The sequence below is a fragment of the Aquibacillus albus genome (assembly GCF_016908325.1).
GTDB lineage: Bacteria > Bacillota > Bacilli > Bacillales > Amphibacillaceae > Aquibacillus_A > Aquibacillus_A albus.
On record NZ_JAFBDR010000009.1, the window covers coordinates 36,955 to 62,996 of the forward strand.

The 26,042-nt window shown below is 36.9% G+C and carries 28 protein-coding genes; 20 read left to right on the forward strand and 8 right to left on the reverse strand.

The genetic code is table 11. From position 1 onward, the window contains the following. Positions 1–71 precede the first annotated feature (71 nt). On the forward strand, positions 72–1,067 hold the full coding sequence (locus tag JOC48_RS09490; protein WP_204499076.1) for a glycine betaine ABC transporter substrate-binding protein: 996 nt from the start codon (positions 72–74) through the stop codon (positions 1,065–1,067). Positions 1,068–1,137: 70 nt separating this feature from the next. On the opposite strand, the gene JOC48_RS09495 is transcribed toward JOC48_RS09490, so the two are convergent. Continuing rightward, positions 1,138–1,518 (reverse strand): YtxH domain-containing protein, encoded by a 381-nt coding sequence (locus JOC48_RS09495; protein ID WP_204499077.1) that lies wholly within the window; start codon positions 1,516–1,518, stop codon positions 1,138–1,140. Positions 1,519–1,679: 161 nt separating this feature from the next. Further along, complete coding sequence (locus tag JOC48_RS09500; RefSeq protein WP_204499079.1) at positions 1,680–2,102, reverse strand: HIT family protein; 423 nt, start codon at positions 2,100–2,102, stop codon at positions 1,680–1,682. A 471-nt stretch (positions 2,103–2,573) separates the two neighbouring features. Here JOC48_RS09500 and JOC48_RS09505 point away from each other — a divergent pair, with 471 nt between their 5' ends. The 3 genes from JOC48_RS09505 to JOC48_RS09515 are packed head-to-tail and all read left to right on the forward strand — an operon-like array spanning position 2,574 to position 5,249. Next, positions 2,574–3,317, forward strand: a complete 744-nt coding sequence (locus JOC48_RS09505) for an ABC transporter ATP-binding protein (RefSeq protein WP_204499082.1) — start codon at positions 2,574–2,576, stop codon at positions 3,315–3,317. After that, positions 3,310–4,524, forward strand: coding sequence for an ABC transporter permease (locus JOC48_RS09510; protein ID WP_204499084.1), 1,215 nt, complete (start codon positions 3,310–3,312; stop codon positions 4,522–4,524). The genes JOC48_RS09505 and JOC48_RS09510 overlap by 8 nt, the downstream gene beginning before the upstream one ends. Before the next feature lie 11 nt (positions 4,525–4,535). Further along, complete coding sequence (locus JOC48_RS09515) at positions 4,536–5,249, forward strand: EcsC family protein (RefSeq protein ID WP_204499086.1); 714 nt, start codon at positions 4,536–4,538, stop codon at positions 5,247–5,249. A 143-nt stretch (positions 5,250–5,392) separates the two neighbouring features. Here the strand turns inward: JOC48_RS09515 and JOC48_RS09520 are convergent, their stop codons facing one another. Further along, positions 5,393–6,568: a M20 metallopeptidase family protein gene (locus JOC48_RS09520; protein WP_275580733.1), complete on the reverse strand. Its 1,176-nt coding sequence runs from the start codon at positions 6,566–6,568 to the stop codon at positions 5,393–5,395. Positions 6,569–6,769: 201 nt separating this feature from the next. On the opposite strand from JOC48_RS09520, the gene JOC48_RS09525 reads away from it, so the two are divergent. From JOC48_RS09525 to JOC48_RS09550, 6 genes are all read left to right on the forward strand, one after another. Beyond that, the gene (locus JOC48_RS09525) at positions 6,770–7,405 is read left to right on the forward strand and encodes a phosphatase PAP2 family protein (protein ID WP_204499088.1); all 636 of its coding nucleotides are present in this window, start codon (positions 6,770–6,772) and stop codon (positions 7,403–7,405) included. A 224-nt stretch (positions 7,406–7,629) separates the two neighbouring features. Then, positions 7,630–8,403 (forward strand): cell wall-active antibiotics response protein LiaF, encoded by a 774-nt coding sequence (gene liaF, locus JOC48_RS09530; RefSeq protein WP_204499090.1) that lies wholly within the window; start codon positions 7,630–7,632, stop codon positions 8,401–8,403. A gap of 12 nt (positions 8,404–8,415) precedes the next feature. Beyond that, positions 8,416–9,453, forward strand: coding sequence for a sensor histidine kinase (locus JOC48_RS09535; RefSeq protein ID WP_204499092.1), 1,038 nt, complete (start codon positions 8,416–8,418; stop codon positions 9,451–9,453). Positions 9,454–9,526: 73 nt separating this feature from the next. Further along, on the forward strand, positions 9,527–10,159 hold the full coding sequence (locus JOC48_RS09540) for a response regulator (RefSeq protein WP_204499094.1): 633 nt from the start codon (positions 9,527–9,529) through the stop codon (positions 10,157–10,159). A gap of 125 nt (positions 10,160–10,284) precedes the next feature. Continuing rightward, positions 10,285–10,713, forward strand: a complete 429-nt coding sequence (locus JOC48_RS09545) for a disulfide oxidoreductase (protein ID WP_204499096.1) — start codon at positions 10,285–10,287, stop codon at positions 10,711–10,713. A gap of 4 nt (positions 10,714–10,717) precedes the next feature. Then, on the forward strand, positions 10,718–11,200 hold the full coding sequence (locus JOC48_RS09550; RefSeq protein ID WP_204499099.1) for a thioredoxin family protein: 483 nt from the start codon (positions 10,718–10,720) through the stop codon (positions 11,198–11,200). Positions 11,201–11,261: 61 nt separating this feature from the next. On the opposite strand, the gene JOC48_RS09555 is transcribed toward JOC48_RS09550, so the two are convergent. Further along, complete coding sequence (locus JOC48_RS09555) at positions 11,262–11,771, reverse strand: antibiotic biosynthesis monooxygenase family protein (RefSeq protein WP_204499101.1); 510 nt, start codon at positions 11,769–11,771, stop codon at positions 11,262–11,264. Positions 11,772–11,933: 162 nt separating this feature from the next. Here JOC48_RS09555 and JOC48_RS09560 point away from each other — a divergent pair, with 162 nt between their 5' ends. From JOC48_RS09560 to hemY, 4 genes are all read left to right on the forward strand, one after another. Next, positions 11,934–14,078, forward strand: a complete 2,145-nt coding sequence (locus tag JOC48_RS09560) for a transglycosylase domain-containing protein (RefSeq protein WP_239584287.1) — start codon at positions 11,934–11,936, stop codon at positions 14,076–14,078. A gap of 253 nt (positions 14,079–14,331) precedes the next feature. Continuing rightward, positions 14,332–15,375 carry a uroporphyrinogen decarboxylase gene (gene hemE / locus JOC48_RS09565; protein ID WP_204499103.1) on the forward strand — a complete coding sequence of 348 codons (1,044 nt, stop codon included), beginning with the start codon at positions 14,332–14,334 and terminating at the stop codon, positions 15,373–15,375. A gap of 16 nt (positions 15,376–15,391) precedes the next feature. Continuing rightward, positions 15,392–16,336 (forward strand): ferrochelatase, encoded by a 945-nt coding sequence (gene hemH / locus JOC48_RS09570; protein WP_204499105.1) that lies wholly within the window; start codon positions 15,392–15,394, stop codon positions 16,334–16,336. Continuing rightward, positions 16,333–17,730: a protoporphyrinogen oxidase gene (gene hemY / locus JOC48_RS09575; protein WP_204499107.1), complete on the forward strand. Its 1,398-nt coding sequence runs from the start codon at positions 16,333–16,335 to the stop codon at positions 17,728–17,730. Before hemH ends, hemY begins: the two co-directional genes overlap by 4 nt. A 111-nt stretch (positions 17,731–17,841) precedes the next feature. Here the strand turns inward: hemY and mnmH are convergent, their stop codons facing one another. After that, positions 17,842–18,882 carry a tRNA 2-selenouridine(34) synthase MnmH gene (mnmH, locus tag JOC48_RS09580; RefSeq protein ID WP_204499109.1) on the reverse strand — a complete coding sequence of 347 codons (1,041 nt, stop codon included), beginning with the start codon at positions 18,880–18,882 and terminating at the stop codon, positions 17,842–17,844. A gap of 443 nt (positions 18,883–19,325) precedes the next feature. Next, positions 19,326–19,454, reverse strand: coding sequence for a protein YhfH (gene yhfH / locus JOC48_RS09585; protein ID WP_204499111.1), 129 nt, complete (start codon positions 19,452–19,454; stop codon positions 19,326–19,328). A gap of 114 nt (positions 19,455–19,568) precedes the next feature. Between yhfH and JOC48_RS09590 the strand changes: the two genes are divergently transcribed. The 3 genes from JOC48_RS09590 (at position 19,569) to JOC48_RS09600 (ending at position 22,655) form a co-directional block, all read left to right on the forward strand. Beyond that, positions 19,569–20,303 carry an MBL fold metallo-hydrolase gene (locus JOC48_RS09590; RefSeq protein WP_204499113.1) on the forward strand — a complete coding sequence of 245 codons (735 nt, stop codon included), beginning with the start codon at positions 19,569–19,571 and terminating at the stop codon, positions 20,301–20,303. Positions 20,304–20,383: 80 nt separating this feature from the next. Further along, the gene (locus JOC48_RS09595) at positions 20,384–21,379 is read left to right on the forward strand and encodes a lipoate--protein ligase (protein ID WP_204499115.1); all 996 of its coding nucleotides are present in this window, start codon (positions 20,384–20,386) and stop codon (positions 21,377–21,379) included. Positions 21,380–21,473: 94 nt separating this feature from the next. Further along, positions 21,474–22,655 (forward strand): M48 family metalloprotease, encoded by a 1,182-nt coding sequence (locus JOC48_RS09600; RefSeq protein ID WP_204499117.1) that lies wholly within the window; start codon positions 21,474–21,476, stop codon positions 22,653–22,655. A 30-nt stretch (positions 22,656–22,685) separates the two neighbouring features. Here JOC48_RS09600 and JOC48_RS09605 read toward each other — a convergent pair whose 3' ends face one another. Beyond that, a complete protein-coding gene (locus JOC48_RS09605) occupies positions 22,686–23,141 on the reverse strand; it encodes a DUF3939 domain-containing protein (protein WP_204499118.1) in 456 nt (151 codons plus the stop codon). Between the two features lie 321 nt (positions 23,142–23,462). Here JOC48_RS09605 and JOC48_RS09610 point away from each other — a divergent pair, with 321 nt between their 5' ends. Both JOC48_RS09610 and JOC48_RS09615 read left to right on the forward strand, forming a co-directional pair. Further along, entirely contained in the window at positions 23,463–23,972 is a 510-nt protein-coding gene (locus JOC48_RS09610) for a competence protein ComK (protein WP_239584288.1), read from the forward strand. Between the two features lie 360 nt (positions 23,973–24,332). Further along, entirely contained in the window at positions 24,333–24,743 is a 411-nt protein-coding gene (locus JOC48_RS09615) for a hypothetical protein (protein ID WP_204499119.1), read from the forward strand. Between the two features lie 35 nt (positions 24,744–24,778). On the opposite strand, the gene JOC48_RS09620 is transcribed toward JOC48_RS09615, so the two are convergent. Further along, positions 24,779–25,159: a YhjD family protein gene (locus JOC48_RS09620; RefSeq protein WP_204499120.1), complete on the reverse strand. Its 381-nt coding sequence runs from the start codon at positions 25,157–25,159 to the stop codon at positions 24,779–24,781. Positions 25,160–25,332: 173 nt separating this feature from the next. Between JOC48_RS09620 and JOC48_RS09625 the strand changes: the two genes are divergently transcribed. Beyond that, complete coding sequence (locus JOC48_RS09625) at positions 25,333–26,004, forward strand: TVP38/TMEM64 family protein (RefSeq protein ID WP_204499121.1); 672 nt, start codon at positions 25,333–25,335, stop codon at positions 26,002–26,004. The last annotated feature ends 38 nt before the right edge of the window (positions 26,005–26,042 follow it).

Sequence of the window (26,042 nt, forward strand, 5' to 3'; positions counted from 1 at the left end):
GAAACTTTTCAGTGGAAAAGTTAACCATATATTAAAGAAATAAATTAAAGAAAAGGGGAGAATTTATTCTTATGTTAAAATTAACATGGAAACAATTAGGGCTCGTAGCCGTACTAGTACTTACTTTAGTATTAGCTGCCTGTGGCAGTGCAGAAGAGGAAGAAGCAGAGGATAACGGTAATGCTGACGGTGAAAATACTACCGAAGAAACGAATGAAGAGACCAATGAAGAAACGAATGAAGATACTGGAAGCGAAGAAGAAGGTAGTGAAGGCGTAGCGCTAGGTGAAGAAGAGTTAGAGCTTGTTTATGTGGAATGGGATTCTGAAATTGCTTCTACGAATGTGATTGCAGAAGTACTCAGAAACCAAGGTTATGATGTAACAATCACTCCGATTGATAATGCTCTTATGTGGCAGTCAGTTGCTCAAGGTGAAGCAGATGGTATGGTTGCTGCATGGTTACCAGGAACACACGGAGATCTTTATGAAGAACATAAAGATAGTTTAGTAGACTTAGGTGAAAACCTATCTGGTGCAAAAATTGGTCTAGTTGTACCTGAATATGTAGAAGCAACTACTATTGGTGATTTAGCTGATTATGCTGAGGAGTTTGATAGCAAGATAACTGGTATTGAAGCAGGATCTGGTGTAGTACAAGCGGCTGAACAATCCATTGAGGATTATGGACTTGAAGGCTGGGAAGTACAAACTTCTTCTAGTGGTGCAATGGCAACTGCTCTTGGTGAAGCAATTGACAGTGAAGAGGCAATAGCTGTTACTGGTTGGACGCCGCACTGGAAATTCGCTAAATATGATCTTAAATATTTAGAGGATCCAGAAGGCTCATTTGGTGGAGAAGAATACATTGGAACAATGGTTCGCGAGGGACTTCAAGAAGATAGCCCGGCAGCTTACCAAATTTTAGATCAATTTAATTGGACATCTGCAGACATGGAATCAATTATGCTAGAAGTATCTAATGGTGCTTCTCCAGAAGATGCTGCTGCAGCATGGGTAGAAGAAAATCAAGACAAAGTTGATGAGTGGGTAGCTGGTTTAGAATAAAATATACAAACAAAAGGTGTTCCTAACTAGGAACACCTTTTGTTTTACTTAAATATATCAAACATTTAAATTAGTTATTCTCTGCTTCCGCATTCTGTTGTTTTGTTTTTTCCTCTAGTTCTTTTAGGCTTTGTTCAATTTGTGTTAAGTATGTTTGGATGTTTTTTTGGTGTGGTGCAATCGTATTTTTCCAACTTTCTATTGAGGCTTTCATTTCTGCCGATAAATCCTTAAGCAATGAAACACCTTCTTTTGACGTCTTTGCTAACTGATCAGTGATTTGCAGACCATCATTCTTTATTTTTTCAAATGAATGCACGATCTCTTCACTACGATATCTTGCTTGGTTTCGCAGTTTTTTGCCTGACGTTGGAGTACTGAGAAGAGTTGCAGTAGCACTAACAAGTCCCCCTGTTATAAAACCGAGTAGTAAAGATTTTCCACTTACCATCGCTTCCACTCCTTTCTCTCTTTATTATACTATTTTCTCGTATTTTTTTGAGAAAAAACATGAAATTTAATAAAACAGAATGATGATGTACCCTTCTAGTTGATGATATGTAAGCATAAACTTGATGTATCTAAAATAGGGGGGTCTGACCCCTCACGCTCTTATATCTGTTTATTTATTTCACTTGCAATTTGTGAAAGGTCTTCTTGCGTATAAGCATCGTTGTTTGTTTTCCAAACTGCTCCAAATCCATCTCCGTTTCCGTAGCGCGGAATTAGGTGTATATGTAAATGGAAAACGGATTGACCAGCAGTTTCCTCGTTATTATTTAGGATGTTAAGACCTAACGGTTGGTACGCCTGCTTAATCGCATTTGCTAGCTTTGGAACTCGACTAAATAGTTGTTCTGCTGTATCTTCGGGCGTTTCATAAATGTCTTTAGCATGTTTCTTTGGGATAATCAGGGTATGCCCTTTTGTTACTTGACTAATGTCAAGGAAAGCATAAACGTGTTCATCCTCATATACTTTTGCCGAGGGGATTTCACCATTGGCAATTTTACAAAATAAGCAATCAGCACTCATAAAATAACTCGCTCCTTTTTAAATGTTACTATTATTTTATCTAGTTAAGAAGCAGGATGTAAAGTGAAAACAAAAATGGGGTTGCCCCACTTTGAAGCCTAGCGCTCCACTGTGGGACAACCCGCTCTTGAAGGAGAGGATTAGCTTCATCTTGCTACATCTTGTTTATCATTTTGAACCAGGGGAATGATTCATCTGATTTTCAAGTTGGTAACCTTTCGTCAACACCTCATTTGGCTAAAGTGTTTACTTTCGGTTTCTAAAGCAATTGATGATCTTTCACCGACACCTCATTTCGTGGATAACCACTCATTGATGATCGTGAATGATAAGCTTTTGTCCAACTCCTTCAGTACATATTATGGACAGTTTACCCTTCATCTATTCAGGGTTTATTTTGGCAAATTAAGGTGAAAATGATAAAATTTAAATCATATGCTACGTATGAGTTTTTAGAAAGGGGACAAAGTGTTGAAACCTTTATTACATATTGAAAATTTACAGGGAGGATACACACATAAGAATGTACTGCATGGCATTTTTTTTGACGTATATCCAAACGAAATAGTCGGTTTAATCGGTTTAAATGGAGCAGGTAAAAGTACAACCATAAAACATATAATCGGTTTGATGCAGCCCAAAAAAGGTAAAGTGTCCATTGATGGAAAAACGTTTCAAGAATCTCCGGATACGTATCGGAGTAACTTTTCTTATATTCCAGAAATGCCATTGTTATATGATGAGCTAACGTTGTATGAGCATCTTCGGTTAACAGCAATGGCGTATAATATTGCAGAAGAGGATTTTGAAAAAAGGTTAAAGCCGTTGTTAAAAGAGTTTCGTCTCGAAAGTAAGTTGAAATGGTTTCCGATTCATTTTTCGAAAGGAATGCGCCAAAAAGTAATGATCATGTGTGCATTCTTAGTCGAACCGAAATTATATATTGTTGATGAACCATTCGTTGGACTAGATCCATTAGGAATACAGTCTTATTTACAGCTTATGAATGAAATGAAGGAAAAAGGATCCGGAGTATTGATGTCCACTCATATACTTGCTACAGCAGAGCGCTATTGTGATCGCTTCATTATTTTGCATGACGGGAAAATAAAAGCACAAGGGACTTTGAACGAGCTGCAAAAACAATTCCATATGCCGACTGCGAGTTTGGACGATATATATGTTCAACTAACGAAGGAAGATGAATATGTTTGATTCACAAACCTTTTTTAAAGATCGTCTCTCTTCTCATTTAAAAGAAACCAGCCGTTATTTAAAATATATATTTAATGGTCATCTTGTTGTTGCAATGTTATTTTTCGTATCAGCACTAACGTATTATTATCAGCAATGGTTAGTTGAAATTCCTGAGGATTTTCCTACTGCTGCTATCATTGGTGTGTTGTTTGGGATTGTTGCTAGCTATAGCCCTGTTCGTACGTTGTTGAAGCAGCCGGATTTAGTTTTTTTGTTACCTGCAGAACATAAAATGGGACGTTATTTTTTATATGCTTTATTTTATAGTTTTATCATTCAGCTATACTTAATCCTATTGACTTCAGCTGCTTTAGGCCCGTTATTCTTTGCTTCTTATCCTAATCAATCATCCAAACATTACTTATTAGCAATGGTGCTTTTAGTCGTCATTAAAATTTGGAACTTGGTAGCTAATTGGTGGATGTTAAAAATTAGAGATGTAAAAACGAGAGGAATAGATCTTACCTTAAGAGTCATATTGAATATTGTTATTTTTTATTTCTTTATTAAAGGTGAGCTATTATTAGCTGCCATCCTTACTCTCGTGTTATTTCTTTTCATTGCTTATGATTATTTCCTGTCCAAGCAACAAGCGGGAATTGTTTGGGATTTACTGGTGGAAAAAGACCGAGCTCGCATGTACACCTTTTATCGAATAGCGAACATGTTTACGGATGTTCCACATTTGAAAACACAAACGAAAAAACGACATTGGCTGGTGCATTTATCTATCGGTAATGTACCATTTAAACGGGAAAAATCCTTTGATTATTTGTATCGGATAACTTCGATTCGGGGTGGGGACTATTTAGGAATGTATGTACGTCTTGCTGTTATTGGCGGACTTTGTATCATCTATATTCCAAACTTTTGGATGAAGATTATTCTTAGTATTTTATTTTTATATTTGAGTGGTTTTCAACTAATGACCTTATGGCAGCACCATCGAACGGTTGCTTGGTTAGATTTGTATCCTTTAAAGTTAGCATGGAGGAAACAAGCAATCATAAAATGGTTGATGCAGCTATTAATTATTCAAACCGTTTTCTTTGGTCTGTTATTTGCACTAATTGGAAACTTAGGCGGTTTGTTCGTCGTGTTAATAGGTGGGTGCCTATTTAGTTATTTGTTTGTTTACGGATATGTAATGAAACGGTTGACGTAAGGGGTTGTCCTATGGAATCGGTTTATGAGCAACAAGCATTACGTGAGGCATTACGCTATGAAAAGTCGTTGCAGAGAAGAGCTTCAATTATTAAACGATCCACGAAAAAAATCCAAACAAAAGTAAATCAAAAGATTCCGAATAGAATTCATACGATTGTAACTGAAAGCATCAAAAAAATGATTGAATTAGCTCTGACAACGTCTTCTTATATTCGAGTGATTGATGTTAATCAAGCATGGAGGTTAGAGGAACGCGAAAGTGTTATACGAGAGCGGATCAAGCAATATAAACAAACCGCAATGCTAGAAGGTGCTGGAACTGGGGCTGGAGGTTTATGGTTAGGTGCTGCGGACTTTCCGCTATTGCTCAGCATTAAAATGAAGCTGCTGTTTGATATTGGTCAAATTTACGGTTATAACGTGAAGGATTATCAAGAACGGATGTATTTATTACACGTTTTTATGCTGGCATTTTCTAGTGAAGAAAAGCAGAGAGAAGTAATGCAAATCTTAAATAATTGGGAAAAAGAACAACGACTTTGGAAAGAAGTTGACTGGAAAACATTGCAATTGGAATATCGGGATACGATTGATTTTGTAAAGATGCTGCAATTAATCCCTGGTTTTGGAGCTGTTGTTGGTGCTATTGTTAATCGGCAGCTCCTAGATCAGCTTGGGGAAGCCGCAATGAACATGTATCGATTAAGGCTATTAAAAAAGTGAAAGCTTGGTTTGGATTGATTTCGTGAATCACTTGAGTGGTGAGTTGTTTCAAAAACCGAATATGTTTCAGTCATATCGAAAATCTAAACAAAATAAAAGCTGTCAAAAAAAATGGAACCAGGCAACCAGCCCGGTTCTTCTTATTAATTATTGTCCTTTTGATATAATTCAACCGTATGAATTAATGTTTTTGCAGCTAATGCCATCGCTCTTTCATCAATATCAAATTTCGGGTGATGATGTGGGTAAAAATGCCCCTCTTTTTGAGCACCAGTAAAGAAATAGGCACCTGGTTTTTTCAATAGATAATAAGAAAAATCTTCACCTGTCATGCTTGGTACAACCTCTTCTGCTTTTTCAACACCGTCAACTTCACTTGCTGCTCGTAGAACTAAAGCTGCTTCTTTTGGATGATTGACGACAGGAGGGTATCCTTTTTCATAATTAAAATCGTATGATGCATCATATCCCGTACACGTTCCTTTAATAATTTTTTCCATTTCCTCGATGATGGAGTCTTGTAACTCTGGATCAAAGGTACGGACAGTTCCAGTAATTGTGCACGTATCTGCAATAATATTAAAGGTAGTCCCCGCATTAAAAGTACCAATCGTAATAACAGCTGTATTTAGAGGATCTACTCTTCTGCTAACAATTTGCTGTAAATTTGTGACTAGCTGTGAACCGATAACAATCGCATCCTTTGTCTGATGTGGGATGGCACCATGTCCACCTTTACCTTGTATTGTAATTGTAAATCGGTCAGCCCCTGCCATAAACTCTCTTGGAGAAGTTTCAACAACACCATATGGCGTATTGGTCCAAAGGTGTGTACCGAAGACTGCATCTACATCATCTAATATACCGGAATCAACAATCGGTTTCGCCCCACCTGGTGCTAACTCTTCTGCATGTTGGTGAACAAAAACGATTGTTCCAGGTAATTCAGTCTGATACTTTTTCATTACTTTCGCTATCGTAAGCAGGGTTGTGGTGTGTCCATCGTGCCCACATGCATGCATAACGCCGTCCACTTTAGATTTATAGGGAACATCTTTTTCATCTTGAATTGGTAACCCGTCAAAATCAGCACGGAGCGCCACTTTCTTTCCTGACTTAGCTCCTTCTAATGTAGCAACAACGCCATTACCACCAACCTTGGTTTGGTAAGGAATTCCCAATTTTTCATATGTATCAGCAATAAATTTTGCCGTTTTTTCTTCTTGAAAGGATAGTTCCGGGTATTGGTGTAAATACCTTCTCATTTCAACCATTTCATCGTAGTGTTTATTAATTTCATCTAGAAGTTTATCCCACAAAGTGCAATCCTCCCTTAAGACATTCTTTACTCATTATATCATAGAATTAGGCTTGTTTTAGGAGTCAAAATTATACTAAATATCAACACGATCTTTTAACAAAGCCAAAAACAAAGAACGCTTTCCATAAGAAAACTATTTATTAATTGTAATTTGAGAACATATAATGAACGAGTACATTGCATTTCAAGGAGAGATTGTATGAATAGAAGACTTCGGTATTTTGTCGTATCTATGTTTGTTTTAGCTCTGGTAACAAGTAGCTTTTTAACATTAAGCGTGATAAATACGGACATGCCATTACTCGATCAGTGGTCAGCTCCCGCTGCTGTAGCGTTAGAGCAATCACTTATATTTTCCATTTTTCGCTGGATAACAGAGCTTGGTTCCGGATCTTTTTTAATTCCTTTTACGGTTGCGTTTGCAATTGGTTTATGGATATATACAAAAGATTGGTTAGCTAGCATCATGTGTATTGCCGGCTTGTTGTTAGGGTATAAAGCAAACTTTTGGATTAAATATGTTGTAGCCCGTGAGCGTCCGAGAATATTGGCTGAAGCGGAAGGTGTAGGTTATAGCTTTCCTTCTGGTCATGCGATGGTATCTTTAATTACTTATGGTGTGATGATTTATTTTCTAGTAAGTTATGTTCGTTCAACTTCGATTGCAGTGTCGATTCATGTGATTGGAATACTATTAATTTTGTTTATTGGAATGAGTCGGTATATTATTCGTGTTCATTATTTATCTGATGTATTAGCGGGATATGCGTTTGGAGCTGTTTTTCTTATTTTATGGATTAGTCTTTATCAGTTAATTAGGAAATGGCAAACTTAATATCCTATTTGTCATCAGACTAGAGACGGAGATAAAACCCTTCTGTCGATTGTTACAACTAAATGGATCCTCATTTATAATTAGAATGACGATAGAGTAGATAGTCGAGTAGGAGAGAAGAGATATCCTCTTTTAAATATAATGTTGTTTTAGTCGGGGTAAAAAAGGATTTTCTATTCCGGATACGAATATAGTTAGAAGTATCGATAAAGGGTGAAGTGGTAATGAAAAATAATTTCCTAAGAAATATAATTGCTATTATTATCATATTATTGGGAATTGCTTTAGTTCTAACGAATGTTGGTGTTGTTACATGGGAGTTTGCTGAGGCTTGGTTTTATATTTATCCGGCATTTTTTGTTTTATTAGGATGTAAATGGTTGTGGGAAGGTTTTAAAGGAAAAGGTGGGCTATCAGCCGGCTCTTTTCTGGTGATTTTTGGTGGATTAATTCTACTGGACCGTTTTGACATATTGCGATTTAACTTCTGGGATATTTACAAGTTATGGCCGTTACTTATTGTTTACATTGGTTTTAATCTGTTTGGTTCATCGGATAAAAAGCAAAAGCAAAAAAAGTTTCAATTTATTTTTGATTCTGATGATTATAAAAAAACAGAAAAGGTGTATGGTAAAAAACAAAAATTTGCGATCGGTGACCATAAATTTAATACCCCTAACTGGAAAGTTGAACCGATGGAATTGTGGAATGCAGTAGGAGATTATCATATTGATTTCACGAAAGCTTTTATACCAGACAAAGAAATTCCGATTAGCATTCAAGGCTGGGCTGGAGATATTCGTATTTTAATGCCTGAAAATGTAGATTTTTCTCTTGAAGCCCATGTGAAAGCAGGAGATATTTATGTTCTTGGCCAGAGTGCAGAGGGAATCAATCGAGAAATTACTTATGTAACGCCTAATTACGCGGATTCAACGAGAAAGCTTAATATGTATCTAAACTTAAAAGCTGGGTCCATTCGAGTCGACAGAGTATAAGGGGGGAAGGTCTTGTTAAAACGCTTAAACACGATTCGTTATGCATATATACGATCTCATTTATACAGCTTATTTTTAACTACAGTAACTCTATTAGCTATTCTTTTATCCATTCATGTCTTATTTCAACCAAATTGGTTAAGTGCTCCCAGTATTTTTTTATTTAGTCTATTATATGTGTTTTTGGCGTTCATCTTTTCCTTTTATATTGGATTTAAATCGAGCGGAGATATGAAGGAACGGTTAGACTATTTATCTGTCTTAATAGCTCAGCTTGCTAGAGGGAATTATTCTTCGCGCGTTTATGATAATGACGATGATGAAATAGCGAGGATTGGTTCAGAGCTTAATGAGTTGGGTGAAAAAATGCAGAGTCAAGTGAAGTCTTTGCAGCGTTTGGCTGACGAAAAAGCCGAATTTGCTAAAACAGCTCATAAGGCGGCAACGATAGAGGAAAGGCAACGGTTAGCACGTGATTTACATGATGCGGTTAGTCAGCAATTGTTTGCCTTAACAATGATGTCTCAAGCCAGTTTGCGCTTATTTGACCGAAACCCAGAGCAAGCAAAGGAACAAATGAAGGATATTTCTTCAACGGCATTAAAAGCGCAAACCGAAATGCGAGCTTTACTATTGCATTTACGCCCCGTTCATCTATCTGGTGAGCCCCTTCGAGTAGGTATTCAACAGCTTGTTGACGAATTAAAGCAAAAATGTCAGATTGACTTCCATATTCAAATAGAAGAAGTGGATGAGTTATCGGAGTCAAAGGCTGAGCATTTGTTTCGAATCGTTCAAGAGTCGTTATCGAATACATTAAGACATGCTGATGCTAGTGAGGTAACCGTAGAAATAGTGAAACGAAGCAATGAGTTATTTACACATATTGCAGACAACGGAAAAGGGTTTGATATAGAGTCAGACCAACAAAAAAAGACATCTTATGGACTTAAGACAATGAAGGAACGTAGTGAAGAAATAGGCGGAACATTTGCTATCCGTTCTAAGCAAGGGGAAGGAACACATATAGATATTCGAATTCCATTATAGAAGAGCTAGTTGAAAGACAACGAACGATTTGAAGCATTGAAGTTCGTGAAATTGGGAAGGGGAGTTTTCGGCGATGATTCGTGTAGTTGTGGTTGATGATCATGATGTAGTAAGAAAAGGGGTTATTTCTTATTTGATGACAGAGCCAGAGTTAGAGATTGTTGGGCAAGCATCAAGTGGTAATGAGGGGGCAAATGTTGCCATAGAAACAAAGCCTGATGTTGTGCTTATGGATTTAATAATGGAAAATGGAACAGGTATTGATGCAACGAAAAAAATTATGGAACACGTTCCAAACTGTAAGGTTATTATTCTTACAAGCTATTACGATGATGAACAGGTATTTCCTGCGTTAGAAGCAGGTGCTTTTAGCTATATGTTAAAAACATCTTCTGCAGATGCGATTGCTGAAGCAATTAAAAAAGCGTATAAGGGCGAAACAGTCATTGAATCAAAAGTAGCGAATAAGATGATGACGAGCTTTCGTTCTCAAATGAATAAACCACATGAGCAATTGACAGAACGAGAACTAGAAGTGTTATTGTGCATCGGAGAGGGCTTGACAAACCAAGAGATAGGAGAAAAGCTGTATATAGGTATTAAAACAGTAAAAACACACGTTAGTAACATTCTTAGTAAGTTGGATGTACATGACCGTACACAGGCGGCGGTTTATGCGCATAAAAATGGTTTATTCAAAAAATAAAAATTATTCGAAAGCGGTATAGGTGATGAAATCTATACCGCTTTTGTTCTGTAAAAAATTATCTTTGTTTTTCTATAATAACCCTTGTATAATATGGATGGTTGGAGAAAGAGAGGACTTGTTACATGGCAAACGAGCTAAAAATCAAAGAAATTATATTATTTATCATATGGGCACAAAGTTTAGTTGCTACACTAGGTAGTCTATTTTTTTCAGAAATATTGGGTTTTATACCATGCGAGCTTTGTTGGTATCAGCGAATTTTAATGTATCCACTTGTATTCATTTATGGAACTTCTCTATATAAAAGAGATTTTTCAATTGCCCTGCCAGGATTATTTTTAAGTGGAATAGGGATACTCGTTTCTGCCTATCATTACTTGCTGCAAAAAGTTCCTACTTTGCATGAAGCTGGTGCGGCTTGTGGGGCTATTCCGTGCAATATGGAGTATATTAATTATTTTGGATTCATTACAATACCGTTTTTGGCGTTTATTGGATTCGTCGTTGTTTTTGGATTACACATAACATTAATTTTACAGCAAAGGAGATAAAATGATGAAAAAAAATATGATTATATTTGGAGTCGTACTTTTGCTATTATTTGTAGCATTAGGCTTTGTCGCCAATTATCAAAACAAGCAACAAGCAGAAGGTAACCCGTTTGGGAAAGAAACGTTAAATCAAGCAACAATTGATCAATTAGATGATCCGCTTTATGAGAATCAAATCTTACCAGATGAATTGGAAACGAAGATTAATAACAACGAAGCAGTAACTGTTTATTTTTATAGCCCTACATGTGTGCATTGTCAGAATACAACACCAATCGTTGTACCGATGACAAAAGATTTGGGTATTGATATGAAAAAATTAAATTTATTGGAGTTTGAAGAAGCATGGGGAGGATTCGGCATCGAAGGTACTCCAACGATTGTACACTATGAGGGTGGCGAAGAGGTTGCCCGAATTAGTGGGGAACAACCGAAAGCTAATTTTGAAGAATTTTTTGAAGCAAATGTACTAACAGATGAAAGTTAATCATCGTTCATATGATAAAAGGACAAATAAAAAAAGGATCGGGCATTCCGCCCGATCTTTTTTAAGCATCTTCCTCCAAATCAGCCAAATGATATGTTGTTACATAAGACGGACCAGCAGCATAAGGTGGTTTTTCTTTTGTTTTTTTATCTTTTTTGTGAGACTTTGCAAACGCTTCTGAATTCTTCCACTTTTCATAGCTTGCCTGATCTTCCCATTGAACCATAACAACATACGTATTTCCGCGTATTGGTCGAAGCACACGCAGCGCATAAAATCCAGGTGTCCCATCAATGATCCCTGCACGGCTTTTAAATTGATGCTCAAAAATAGGTCGGCCTTCATCTGTAACTGGAATGTTATTCATTACGACATAGCCATCTTCCTGCAAATCCCCTGTTGATAGGACAATTTCATATTGTCTAGCCGTTTCAAAAAAGGTAGATTCACGATCTTCATAGTAAGCGAGTGTTGTATCCGTTCCGTTCATTAAGTAAATGTCTTTGTCTGTGTGTTGTTCCTTCATTTTCAATAAAAACGCTAAGCTTCCATTGGTCATATAGGCATTCATAGCATACCCCTTTCTATGTCACTCTTTCACTAGAGTGGACAAATCTTTTCAAAATTAATCCACTTTAACTTTTCTTTAAGTTCCTATTTAACTATCGTATAATAGTACAATGCTGTGTGGCAATTTTCTACACACATTGAAATCATAAGAGGTGAAGCGGTATTGAGAATAATAGAAAAGTTACCGTCATGGGTTATTAGATTAAAGTGGCCAATTATAATTACAGGATCAACTTTATTATTAAGTATATTAGGTTATTTATTTATTATATTCGGTGGACGATTTGTATTTGATGAAAAACAGTTGATTCTTCCTGCAACAACAACCATCGTTACAGAGGATCAAGAAAAAGTTGGATTACTATATGAGGAAAATCGGATGCCTGTAACGATAGAGCAAATACCAGAACATGTGGAGCAAGCATTTTTAGCGATAGAGGACCGTCGTTTTTATGATCATGCAGGTGTTTCATTTCCGTCTGTTGCTCGAGCATTATATCGGGATGTTATATCCATGCAAAAAGCAGAAGGTGGCAGCACAATTACACAGCAGCTTGCTAAAAATCTTTTTCTTACCAATGAGAAAACGTGGATGAGAAAAACAAAGGAAGTAATGGCTGCGATTTATCTAGAACGTAATTTTAGTAAAAAAAGAATCCTGGAACTGTATTTAAATGAAATTTATTTTGCGCATGGCATTTTTGGCGTGGGTGCAGCATCGGACTTTTATTTTGGAAAAAATGTTGAAGCATTAACCGTTCAAGAAGGGGCACTATTAGCAGCTCTGTCAAAAGCACCGAATACGTACTCTCCTTTTCATAATCCTGAAAAGGCAAAGGAAAGGCGCGATTTAGTGCTTGAACAGATGAATAGGTACGGAATGCTCGAAACGGATGAAATGCTTGAATACCAAGGGAAGACATTAGGTGTTCAACAAAGAGAAGAAGTGAATCAACCGTGGATTGATGATTATTTGGCAATGGTGATCAAAGAAGCGGAAGAAAAATATCAACTGACGTTGCCAGAGCTTAAGCGAGGCGGTTATAAGATTGTTGTCAACATGAACAAAAAAGCACAACAAATCGCCTATGAGCAGTTTCAACAGGATACCCATTTCTATGGGTCTTCCAATGAAGTTGAAGGGGCATTTGTCCTCATGAATCAAGAAAGTGGAAAGCTGGAAGCTGTGTTGGGTGGGAGAAAATATCAGCTTGGTGATTTACACCGAGCAGTCATTCCGAGGCAGCCGGGATCTGTCATGAAGCCACTTGCTGTTTATGGCCCTGCGATGATGTTAGAAGACTATCAGCCGTACACGTTTTTGGCGGATGAGCAACATAGCTATGACGGGTACACGGCAGCGAACGCGGATGGACAGTATGATGGTACCGTTACAATGTATGATGCAATTAGAGAGTCAAAAAATGCCCCTGCTGTTTGGCTATTAGATCAAATCGGTATTGGTTATAGTAAAAGCTATTTAGAAAAAATGGATATTTCTTTACCAGACAAAGGGTTATCGATTGCGCTAGGTGGTCTGGAAAATGGTTTAACACCAATCCAACTAGTACAAAGCTATCGCCCTTTTATTCATAATGGTCAATGGATAAAGGCACATACGATTGATCGAATAGAGAATCGTGAAGGGGAGCAACTGGATGGCGGTGATTTAGATGAACAAGAAGTATTCTCACCAGAGGTTGCTTGGAACATGGTAAGAATGTTAGAAAGTGTTGTGACGGATGGAACCGGAAGCGAGGGTGAATATGCAAAAGCGTTGGCTGGTAAAACAGGTTCAACCCAACATCCATTAGCAGAGGGACAAGTGAAGGATGCCTGGTTTGTTGGTGTGAATCCAGATTATGTGACAGCACTTTGGATGGGCTTTGACAAATCAGATGCTTCTCGTTATTTAACAAAGGGAAGTGCTGCACCTACGATTTTAACGAAAAATATCTTAAGCGAATTGGATAAACAGCAAGCATTGACTGCTAATTTTCAAGTTCCAAAAAATATAACGGATTTGGCTGAGCCAATCAGACATCTACCAAAAATTATCGACTTAGAAGCAAGGTATAGATTTGGAGGCTTATCTCTTGTAAAAGGAGAATTAACGTGGACGGCAGCGAGGGATGAACGAATTATTTACGAGATTTATGAGGATGGCGAAAAAATTGATGAAGTAGAGGGGAAAGGTAGCTTTACCATTGATCAAGTCAGTATTTTCTCTAATCATACGTATCACGTTGTACCATATGATCCGTTAACGGATCAACGCGGGGAACCTTCGAATCAAGAGGAGATATAAGGGACAAGGGGACAGGTCCATTGTCCCTCTTTATTAATATTAACAAATTATCGACATTTCATATCAATTGCTATACATAAACAAAATATATGGGTATAGTGTTTAATGGAATGGATTAGAATGATAGAATAACTAGAAAAAAACGGATAAATGTCGATTAGGACATACCTTCAAGGAGAATACAATAGAGAAAACTATTAAATTTCCTCTATTGCTATCTTTTTGCACGAAAACTTAAAAGGATGAGCGGTACATGGCTAAAAATTTTAATGATACGATCTTAAAGGCCTTTAAAGGCGAAAAAACAACATATACACCGGTGTGGTACATGCGTCAAGCTGGAAGATCCCAAAAGGAGTATCGCGAATTAAAAGAGAAATATTCGCTATTTGAAATTACTCATCAACCGGAGCTTTGTGCTTATGTTACAAGACTTCCAGTGGAGCAATATGGGGTAGATGCGGCCATTTTATACAAGGATATAATGTCTCCATTACCTGCAATTGGGGTAGAAGTCGACATAAAATCAGGGGTTGGACCAGTGATTGATAACCCAATTCAAACACTTTCGGATGTTAATAACCTTGGGAGCATTAACCCTGAATCAGATGTTCCATATGTATTGGATACGATTCGCTTGTTGACAGAGGAGCAGCTTGAAGTTCCGTTAATTGGTTTCAGTGGAGCTCCATTTACGTTAGCGAGTTATATGGTGGAAGGCGGACCGTCACGTAATTACCATAAAACAAAAGCGATGATGTATAGTGACGAAGAAACATGGTTTGCACTGATGGACAAGCTTGCTGATATGACAATTGCTTATGCAAAATCACAGTTAAAAGTGGGTGCGCGTGCGATTCAAATTTTTGATTCCTGGGTGGGAACCTTAAATCAAGCAGATTATCGCTATTATATTAAACCAGTGATGCATCGTATTTTTTCAGAGCTGAAAGAGGAGGGGGCACCTCTGATCTTATTTGGCGTTGGGGCACGTCACCTAGTAAAGGAGTGGAATGATTTACCTGTAGATGTGCTTGGTCTTGATTGGCGGATGTCGATTACGGAGGCAAGAGAAAATGGAATAACAAAGCCATTGCAAGGAAACCTTGACCCAGCGATTTTACTATCAGACTGGAATGTTATTGAGGAAAGAGCGAAGGCAATTATTGATGAAGGGATGTTACAACCTGGACATGTATTTAATTTAGGTCATGGGGTGACACCTGAAATTCAACCAGCAACATTAAAAAGATTAACAAAATTCATTCATGACTACTCATTAAATAAAAACAATTAAGGGGGAGTGTTGTGAGATGGCCAAGAAAAAAGTAGGCCTACTTGTAATGGCGTATGGAACGCCATATAAGGAAGAGGATATTGAAAGGTATTATACAGATATACGACATGGAAGAAAACCAACCCCCGAAGCACTTGAGGATCTAACGCAAAGATACAAAGCAATCGGAGGGATTTCTCCATTAGCAAAAATTACGAAGCAACAAGCAGAAGCATTGGAAGCGAAACTAAACGTGGTTCAAGATGAGGTGGAGTTTGTCTATTATTTAGGACTAAAACATATTGAACCATTTATCGAGGATGCCGTTCAGAAAATGGCTGCGGATGGGATTGAAGAAGCGGTGTCACTTGTACTTGCGCCGCACTACTCAACGTTCAGTGTGAAATCGTATAATGGACGTGCCCAAACGGAAGCAGAAAAGCATGGTAAACCGACGATTAATTCCGTTGAAAGCTGGTATGACGCGCCAGGCTTTATTGATTATTGGGCGGATGCGATTCAAGCAGAATACGATAACATGTCGGAAGCGGAAAAGGACAAGGCTGTTTTGATTGTATCTGCGCACAGTCTGCCAGAAAAAATTCTCCAAAATGGAGACCCATATCCTGATCAGTTAAAAACAACTGCACAGCTCATTTCTGAAAAAACAGGTATTAAACAATACGAAATTGGCTGGCAAAGTGAAGGCAATACATCAGATCCATGGCTAGGTCCTGATGTCCAAGACTTAACAAGAGATCTGTATCACGAAAAAGGATACCGTTCTTTCGTATATGCACCGGTGGGCTTTGTTGCTGATCATTTAGAAGTGTTGTATGACAATGATTATGAGTGCAAGGTCGTTTGTGAAGAGCTTGGAGCCAATTATTACCGTCCGGAAATGCCCAACACATCTCCTAAATTTATTGAAACATTAGCAGAAGTCGTTATAGAAAAATGTAAACATACAGGTGTCGCATGAATAGTCAGAAGCAAATAGCGATAGTTGGTGGCGGGATTACCGGATTAACTGCAGCCTATTATTTGCAAAAAGAGATTAACGAAAAGCAGTTACCTTATTCCGTACGTTTAATTGAGGCAAGTGATGAATTAGGTGGAAAGATTAAGACGGAAAAAAAAGATGGCTTCATGATTGAACGTGGACCAGATTCATTTTTAATTCGGAAGCAGTCGGCTACAAATCTAGTGAAAGAGCTTGGCATGGAAAAGGACTTAGTGAAAAATGGTACGGGACAATCTTATATTTTAGTAAATAACAAACTTCATAAAATGCCTAGCGGTTCCTTTATGGGAATTCCAACAGAGGTGCGTCCATTTTTATTCTCGAGTATTTTTTCGATGAAGGGTAAAATTCGTGCTGCTGGTGATTTTTTCTTACCAAAAGGTCAAGAGGCAAGTGATCAGTCTTTGGGGAAATTTTTTCGAAGACGTTTTGGTGATGAATTAGTTGAAAACCTTGTTGAGCCACTGCTTTCGGGTATTTACGCTGGGGACATTGATGATTTAAGCTTAATGGCAACTTTTCCAAACTTTTATAAGCTGGAACAAGAGTATGGTAGTTTGATTAAAGGTTTACAGGCAACCGTCCCCAAAAAGAAGGGGCCTAAGCGGAGCATGTTTTATAGCTTGAAAAATGGTTTACAATCAATTGTAGAAGGTATCGAAGCGAGTCTGGAAACTGGCACTGTACAAACAGGTGTAACTGTTGACCATATCGAGCGAAAAGAAACGAACTATCATTTGTTGTTAGGAAATGGAGAAGTGTATAAGGCTGATGCGGTAATATTAGCTACTCCATTCTTTACAACCCAACGCATGTTGAGTCAATACGAATTTTTAGAGCCGTTAAAAGCAATGGCTGCAACCTCTGTAGCGAATGTTGCGCTTGCTTTTGATCAGTCCGCAATCAAAAAAGATGTGGATGGAACAGGATTTGTTGTTTCAAGGAACAATGATTATCGGATTACAGCATGTACGTGGACACACAAAAAGTGGCCGGAAACAACTGCTCCAGAAGGAAAAGCATTACTTCGTTGTTATGTAGGGAAGCCTGGTGACGAAGGTGTCGTCGATTTATCCGATGATGAAATTGTTGAAATTGCTTTAAACGATTTAAATAAAATTATGAATATTACCGACAAACCACTGTTTTCGATTGTTTCTCGCTGGAAAGATGCGATGCCACAATATTCGGTTGGACACAAGAATCGAATGGATAAGATAACAGAACAAATGACAGAACACTTACCAGGTGTCTACTTGGCAGGTAACTCATATCGCGGTATTGGAATTCCAGACTGTATTGACCAAGGAACAGCAGCAGTTCGTAATGTCATCGAATATTTAAATGATTAACATCTCATGGGGTTTCCCCATGAGATGTTTTAGTATGTCTGCTCATATCCGCTTTAAAGATGAGAGTGCATAATCACACCAGAAGAGAGAGTAGTCAGACTCCCTCTGATTCTACATCACATGCACACTCTCAAGTACCTCTTTTACCTTTTGTACACCATCGTCAACATCATCGGCCTTGATGGTAATCGATTGATTAGTTGGGTACTGCTTTCTTGTATAATCATAAAGAGGATCATAGTAATATTCTAGCAATTGATGAACTGCACTAGAATAATTTTGATTGTGTAGATCATTTTCAATTTCTTTTGCTACTGGTGTATGAATGCGCTTTTTTATAAGACCATAAGCATGCAAACATTCTTCATGATAGTTCCACGGCTCGTACTCGTCCAATATATTCTTTATCCGTTCTTCAATTGGCATCTCAACAAATATTTGTAGCCCTTCTTCTTTCGTTTTTCGTAAAAAGTCAGGGAGCATTACTTTTCCAATTCGCTTGCTTTCGGCTTCAAATAATACATATGGTGAGTCTATTAAAGGTAGCAAGCGTTCTAGTAATAGTGAATCAAAGGTAGTTTGATTGTGAGGATTCAGGCCAATTTGTCCGAAAATAGATCCGCGATGATTGGCCATGCCCTCAAGGTCTACTACTGGATACGATTCCTCTTTCAGTTTCTGTAACATTATCGTTTTTCCTGTTCCCGTGTAACCATTTAATAGAAAAGCATCGGCTTGAAAATCTATCGTTTCTAATGTATCAACGACCCATTGACGATAAGACCGGAAGCCGCCGTCTAACCGATAAACTGGGATACCGATTAAATCAACTAGAGTTGCTGCCGTTTTACTTCGCATTCCTCCTCGCCAACAGTAAACAACCTTTGGATTAGGGATATCTCTAAATGCTTTTATAAAGGCTGGCAATTTTTTTGACATGATTTCAAGTCCTCGTTCCTTTGCAGCCTCGGCACTTACTTGCTTATATAATGATCCTACTTCTGCTCTTTCTTCATCTGAAAAGACTGGAATATTGATGCTTCCAGGAATAGTGGAATGATTATATTCAGATGGGGAGCGGACATCGATTAAAGCTATTGTTTGATTTTGTTGAAGATCTTGTAACTGAGCTAGTTTAATATCTCGAAACATACATTTCACCTCATTATAAATTGCGAATCATTCGAGCAGAACTATTAAAAGACGAAATAATGAAAAGCTGTATCTAATTTCATTCTATCACGTAAAAGGAATATTTAAAAAATTGCTATTTTTCTATCTAGCTGATTTGTTTGTAAATAGAAATAACTGTAGATACTATGAAAAATAAGAGACAAATTAGAAAAACTCGACAACCGTCCCAATTTTATAACGAAAGTCGAAGTTTTAGTTATACTTTCTATCGACTTAACTTATAAAGCTGAAAGTACAAAAAAGTAGCTTGTTAAAAAAGCTACTTTGATGAAATGTATCCAGTATGAACAGATAGCTATCCCCCCCGCGCTGAAAATCATTGTGGGGGATTAACTACCTGTGAATGCTTGGGATCAGCCCATTACTCTGAAACATCAATGGGATACATCTGGAGTTTTAATTTATCTAGCTGGGTGGTCACAATTGTCGCACAAATTGCTATAGCAATCTGCCTTTTCATCAATTGGATTCCCACAATTAAAACACTTCTTTCGAGGTAGGTTTCGGAAAAATTCTAGGACGTTAACCAATGTTATCCCTCCATATAACTGTTGTAATTATATTGTATTATAACAACAAAAAATAATCAATAGTCTGTATTAGAACAAACGCCTAATTTTTCATATAAAGAAAGGAATGACGTTATGAAATTAACGATTATCGGTTATTGGGGAGCATATCCTGAACAAGGGAGTGCTACCTCCTGCTTTTTACTTGAAAAGGAAGGATTTAGCTGTTTGATCGATTGCGGTAGTGGAGCATTATCTCGTCTTCCGTCCTTTACACAAATCATGGAGTTAGATGCTGTGATATTATCGCATTATCATCATGATCATATTGCTGATATTGGTGTGTTGCAGTACAGCTGGCTTGTTCAGAATTCCATACATCAAACTTCGCAAATATTGCCTATTTATGGACATGCAGAGGATCAGGAGGCATTTCAAAAACTAACCCATCAATTTACGAAAGGAATTGCCTATGATCCAAATCAAAAATTAAGGGTAGGGCCTTTTGAATTAACGTTTTTGAAAACGAATCATCCAGTACCTTGTTATGCGATGCGTATCACAGATGGTCAACATAAAATTGTTTATACAGCTGATACAAGCTATATGGATGGACTGATACCATTTAGTAAGGGTGCAGATTTGTTGCTGACAGAGTGTAGCTTTTATGAAGATCAAGATGGGACTAATGCTGGACATTTGAATAGTAAACAATGTGCCGAAATTGCAAAAAGAGCAGAAGTAAACGAAATGATATTAAGTCATCATCCACACTTTGGAGATCGCCGACAATTGATTCATCAATCAATGAAGTACTTTGATGGTCCTGTTCTACTAGCAGAAGAAGGTCTTGTGTGGCAATCATATTAAACGATGAAAATTGCCTCGATTAGTAGTATCTATTATACTTACTATGAAATATCTCGTTTACTAAAAGGAGCGTTTTTATCGTGAAGTTTATCGATCATGAAGGAATAACAGATCCGCATATTAATTTAGCGATTGAAGAATACGTGTTGAAAAATTTTGGGGAAGAAGACACATATTTACTATTCTATATTAATGAACCGTCAATTATTATTGGTAAAAACCAAAATACAATTGAGGAAATTAATACGAACTATGTAGAGGATAACGGCATTCACGTTGTACGTCGGTTATCTGGTGGTGGAGCAGTATACCATGACTTAGGTAACTTAAACTTTAGCTTTATTACGAAGGATGACGGTGACAGCTTTCACAATTTTGCTAAATTCACACAGCCAGTTGTAGAAGCGTTGAAGGAACTAGGTGTACCAGCTGAATTAAAAGGAAGAAATGACCTTGTCGCTGATGGTCGAAAAATTTCCGGAAATGCCCAATTCACCACACGTGGTCGTATGTTTAGTCACGGTACGTTAATGTTTGATTCTGAGATTGAACACGTCGTATCTGCTTTGAATGTGAAAACAGAAAAAATTAAGTCTAAAGGAATTAAATCAATTCGTAGTCGTGTTGCAAATATTTCAGAGTTCATGGATGAAAAAATAACGATGGATGCTTTTAAGGATCATATTTTAAAATACATTTTTAATGTCGATGATATAAATAACGTTCCACAATACAAATTAACGGAGCAAGACTGGGAAAATATTCATCAGCTTTCAAAAGAACGTTATCAGCAGTGGGACTGGAATTACGGAAAATCTCCAAAATTTAACATTCAGCACTCGCATAAATTCGATGCTGGCTTAGTAGATGTTCGCCTAGATGTAGATAAAGGGATTATTAAAAACTGTAAAATCTATGGTGACTTCTTTGGTGTAGGAGATATTTCGGTCCTTGAGGAAAAGCTAAAGGATGTTCGTTATGAGCGTCAATCCATTGAAGATGCGCTAAATGAAATCGATGTTCCGCATTATCTAGGAAAAATCTCAAAAGAAGATTTCATTCATCTAATATATTAATTCTTTTAGTATGGAGGTTGATTAGAATGTCAGCCTCTTCCTTTTTCACTTTCAAAGCATATATAATAATCCTGCTGATGAATTAGAGGTGCCTATGAAAAAGATCATTGTTGCTTATTTCATTTATTTGATCATTATTTGGAGCTATTTTTTATATTTCTATCCTTTACAGTCATTTAGTAATTCTAATTATGCGGCATTTGCCCATGCGGTATATTTTTCAAAGTTACCGATGGAATGGATATTACTCTATGGATTATATAAAAGTGTGTCGGGCAGGACGTTGCTGGAAAAACTCCAGGCAAGTGCTAGATTAGAATGGTTGAAAGTAGTTCTTTTTTCATTAGTTGTCGTTGTTCTATACGGGTTGATACGATTTCCTTTTAATCTATTATGGTATAGAAAAACGCACATCGAAGGTACTAGCCGTCAGCCGTTTCATGATTGGCTTTTTGAAATGAGCTTAGATTTAATGTTTTACTGGGTTATCCTTTCACTAGGTTTAGTCGTTATACGGTTATTTATGGCGAAATTTAATCGGATGTGGTGGTTTTTCTTATGGCTGGTTGTCCTTCCAGCGACTGTGTTCGTTGTTTACATTCAACCAGTTTGGATTGATCCATTATATGAAGATTACAATGAGATGGAAGAGGGTCCGTTGAAAAGCAAAATTGAATCGTTTGTTGATCAAGTAGGTTTAGAAGATGCGACACTGCTACAAGTAAACATGAGTGAGAAAGTAACTACCTTTAATGCATACGTAACTGGTATTTTCGGAAATGCTCGGATTGTTCTATGGGATACAACTCTGAATGGTATGGAGCAAGATGAGATTATGTTTATCCTTGCTCATGAAATTGGCCACTATGTGAAACATCATGTCTATTTGGGAGTAGCAGGTTATTTAGTGTTTAGTTTTTTCTTGTTTTATTTAGGAGCTTTCATCTATCGTCGGATCCTTCGTAGTCATTCGAAATTTAGTAATCAACGGGATTTACGAGTTATTCCTTTACTTTTACTGACGGTTTCGTTGCTGTCGACCGCTGCGCAACCGATATCGATGTATGTTTCCAGGGAGATCGAACGTTCTGCAGATGAATATGCGATTGCGCATACGGAAAATTTAGATTCCGCAATACAAAGCTATCAACGACTAGCGATTCAGTCAAAGAGCGACATAAATCCAGTATTTTGGGTCAAGTGGATACGATACAGTCATCCTCCAACGCTGGAAAGAATGGAACTTGTCGAACAAGAGAGGATGAAACGGGAATAAAAAAGCCTTTAACTTCACTTGCAAGCTAGATTAGTCGGGCTTCTTATATGTGACTAAGTCTTCTTCATTTGAAATGTATAAGGGATGCTCAGGACGGTATGGAATTAAGTGTAATCTTTCAAGCTTGTGAAAACTGACTTTTTTGTATGGATCACCTGATATAACAGGTAACTCGTCTGTTTGCATGATGTAATCATCTACAGCCTTCTGTATCATGTCTAAGTCTAGCGCTTGTTGATAATCTTGTTCTTCAAAAATGTCATAAGTTTCTTTCGACATATAGTACTTTTTTCTGGGTATTCCTTTTAAATACGGGGCTAATAGCTTGTAATCGAGACTTAAATCTTCGTTTACAATAATTCCTAGAGGAACACCATCTGGTAATTGTAAACTGTATTCTTGAATTGCTTTTTTTAATTCTGACAAAGAGATGTCTTTTACTTGATAATCTTCTTGTTTTTTTTGTAGCTTTCTTTTTTTCCACATAAATAGTTGACCTCCTTATTTTTATTATAGAGGATGTTAAAACAGTCACCAAATAATACGTTACTATTAATCTGCTCTCAATCTGAGTAAGAAAACATCGGTTTTGCTATTATCCATGAAGAACTTTTGGATGATCCCCTCCGATTTTCGTCAAATTTCAACAAATAACCTGTATATAATTAACTTTTTTACAATATTTACAAAAAAATCCATAGAAAAATATTCCATTTTTACATTGGTTATGGTACCTTAGTATTAGTCTATTGCTCCCTTGGTGATAGGTTATTGCTCCTTATTATATGAAAAAGGAATGATGAAAAGTTGTTAAACGATATCCGGTTAAATTATGAAGTAACTCCTCTGACCTTAGCAGTATTAGCAGAACAAGTAGATGGTCGGTACATATCCCGAATTATGGAAGATGATGAAACCTTCTATGCCAGACAATCTCCAAGTAGGGTAATGGACCTAGCATGCAAATTCTTTGGAAGTAGCCTTAAAGGAAGACAAGAAGGGACAAAGGATATTTGCGGAATTACACACAAAGCACCAATTTCTATCGATCCTTTAAGTGGAATGTATTTCTTCCCAACTTCATCTCCTCAGAGTCTTAATTGTTCATGGATTTCTCACTCACATATTGAAAAAATTCTGAAAGCCCCTGATCGACATACCACCATCCTCTTTAAGAATGGAAGTACGGTCACAGTAAAGGTTTCCTACGGTTCATTAATGAATCAACTTCAGCGTACAGCACAATTTCGCTATTCATTAGATAAACGCATTAAGGATCTATTTAAAACTGATAAAGTCGCAGAGCCCTTCAATTAATGATAATGCTTTATGAAATGGAGTACTTGTTCGACGATCTTCAAAGGAGCTAAGATCTAATCATCATGCTATACTCACTAAGTTTCACCATCGGGGGTAAAGACTAGAGCGAAAAATTCCAAGAGCACAAAACAGATGCCAAGCTATTTGGCATCTGTTTTGTTTTACTTTCAGAATTTATCGATTGAAAGCAAATTGAATGCTAATGCTTTCCCCCATTAGCAATTGCACTCCAGATTTTGTCGATTTTTCTAGCAGATTAATGAAAACATATAAATGTATGTTTAAAATCATTTATTTTGATGAAAAATATGTTAATAAATAGAAACATGTCGGAGCAACTATGAAAGGAGCATCATTTTGGAGGCATTGACAAATCTTTTCGAGGAACATTCCTTATTGGGGATATTAGCTATTATAGTCGTAGCTTCCATTATCGTTAGTATTGTAAAGTCATTATTTAAAATGGCTATGACAATTGCGGTCATCGGATTGGTTTTAGTTGTATTTTTTAATGTTAATCCACAGCAATTAATTGATAAAGGGAAAAGTTTAACAAATACTGGTACGGAGTTAATTGAGGGTGATTTAGACCCGTCTATCATCACAAAGCTAACAGAAAGTGAATTTTTTATTAAAGAAGAAAATGGGGAAAAAATTTTTGAAATTGAATCTTTGGGAATAAGATATAGTCTCAATGATTTTTTTGGAAAGCTGTATGATGAGCGACAAAAAGAAATTGGCGAACTGGAAGACATGATAGATGAATAAAAAAGAGCGTGATCGAACGCTCTTTTTTACACGTGCTATTTTTCAACGTGAGAGACTGCAAGTGCTTTTTTCATAAGCTCCTGTAATAGGACTTCTACTTTTTTACGGATTGCTGGATTGAAATAATTTCTTTTTTCTTCTCTCCCTTTACATAGAAAGAGAAATGAGGAAAAAGAGTCATTTTTATCTAAGGTTATTACTTGAAGTTGCTTTTGAGTCATTTTTTTGCGCAACTCTCTTCTTTCGGTTGTTGCTGCATATTCCATTTTATTAAGAAGTTCGATGAAAGGCTCTTTAATTTTAAAGGTTGTTCCCTTCTCGATGTGTTGAATGTCTCGTTGAATGACGACGATTGCCATGGATAGGAATAAAAAACGAGAAGCTAAATGATATTCTTCTTCGCTGAGATAACGCAATTGTTTTTCCTCCTTAACGAACATATGTTCTATTATACATTATTTATATGCAAATGAAAACAAAAAATGACGGAATTTAAATAAAGTTTAACAATAGGCAATTTTCTTTGTTTACTTTAAAATGAAATTAGAAAAACTAAAAAGGCTTAGCGTTTCAAGAGGAGTTATGAGGCATGTATTTATTTAATATTAATATTGAAAATATGGATATATCTGATATACAAGAATTAATTGAGGATAATAGGTTCGATGATTTAATGATTCAACTGCTTAAAAGCTATGAAAGCTTAGGCCCGATACCGGGATTTGCTCTTCCTTTTATTGAAGCTTTCCTTCCTTTCTTGCCATTAGTTGTTTTTGTTATGACAAACGCAGCTGCATATGGGTTACTCGAAGGATTTTTATTATCTTGGATTGGTGCTAGTGGCGGAGCTATTTGCGTATTTATAATTGTAAGGAAGTTGGGTGAAAAACGATTTTTTGTATGGATCCGAAGAAACAAACAAGTAAAGCGTGTCACTACTTGGTTAGAAAAACATGGGTTTGGTCCACTTTTTTTACTGATGTGTTTCCCGTTTTCTCCATCAGCGATTATTAACATTGTGGCGGGACTATCGAAAATAAGCTTTCAACAGTTTGTGTTAGCAGTGTTGCTGGGAAAATCAGTTATGATTTTTACCATTTCCTATATTGGAGATAGCATCATGTCGTTTGCCCAAAATCCAGTAAAAACTATTGTGGTAGCAGTCGGAATTGTGATGTTTTGGGTAATTGGAAAATATGTAGAAAAGCGCTTACAAAAAAGGACGAGCAAACAAGCCCATTTTGATGCAAAAGAGGATTAAAATTCCATTTTTCGTGGTAAAATGGATATACATAGATA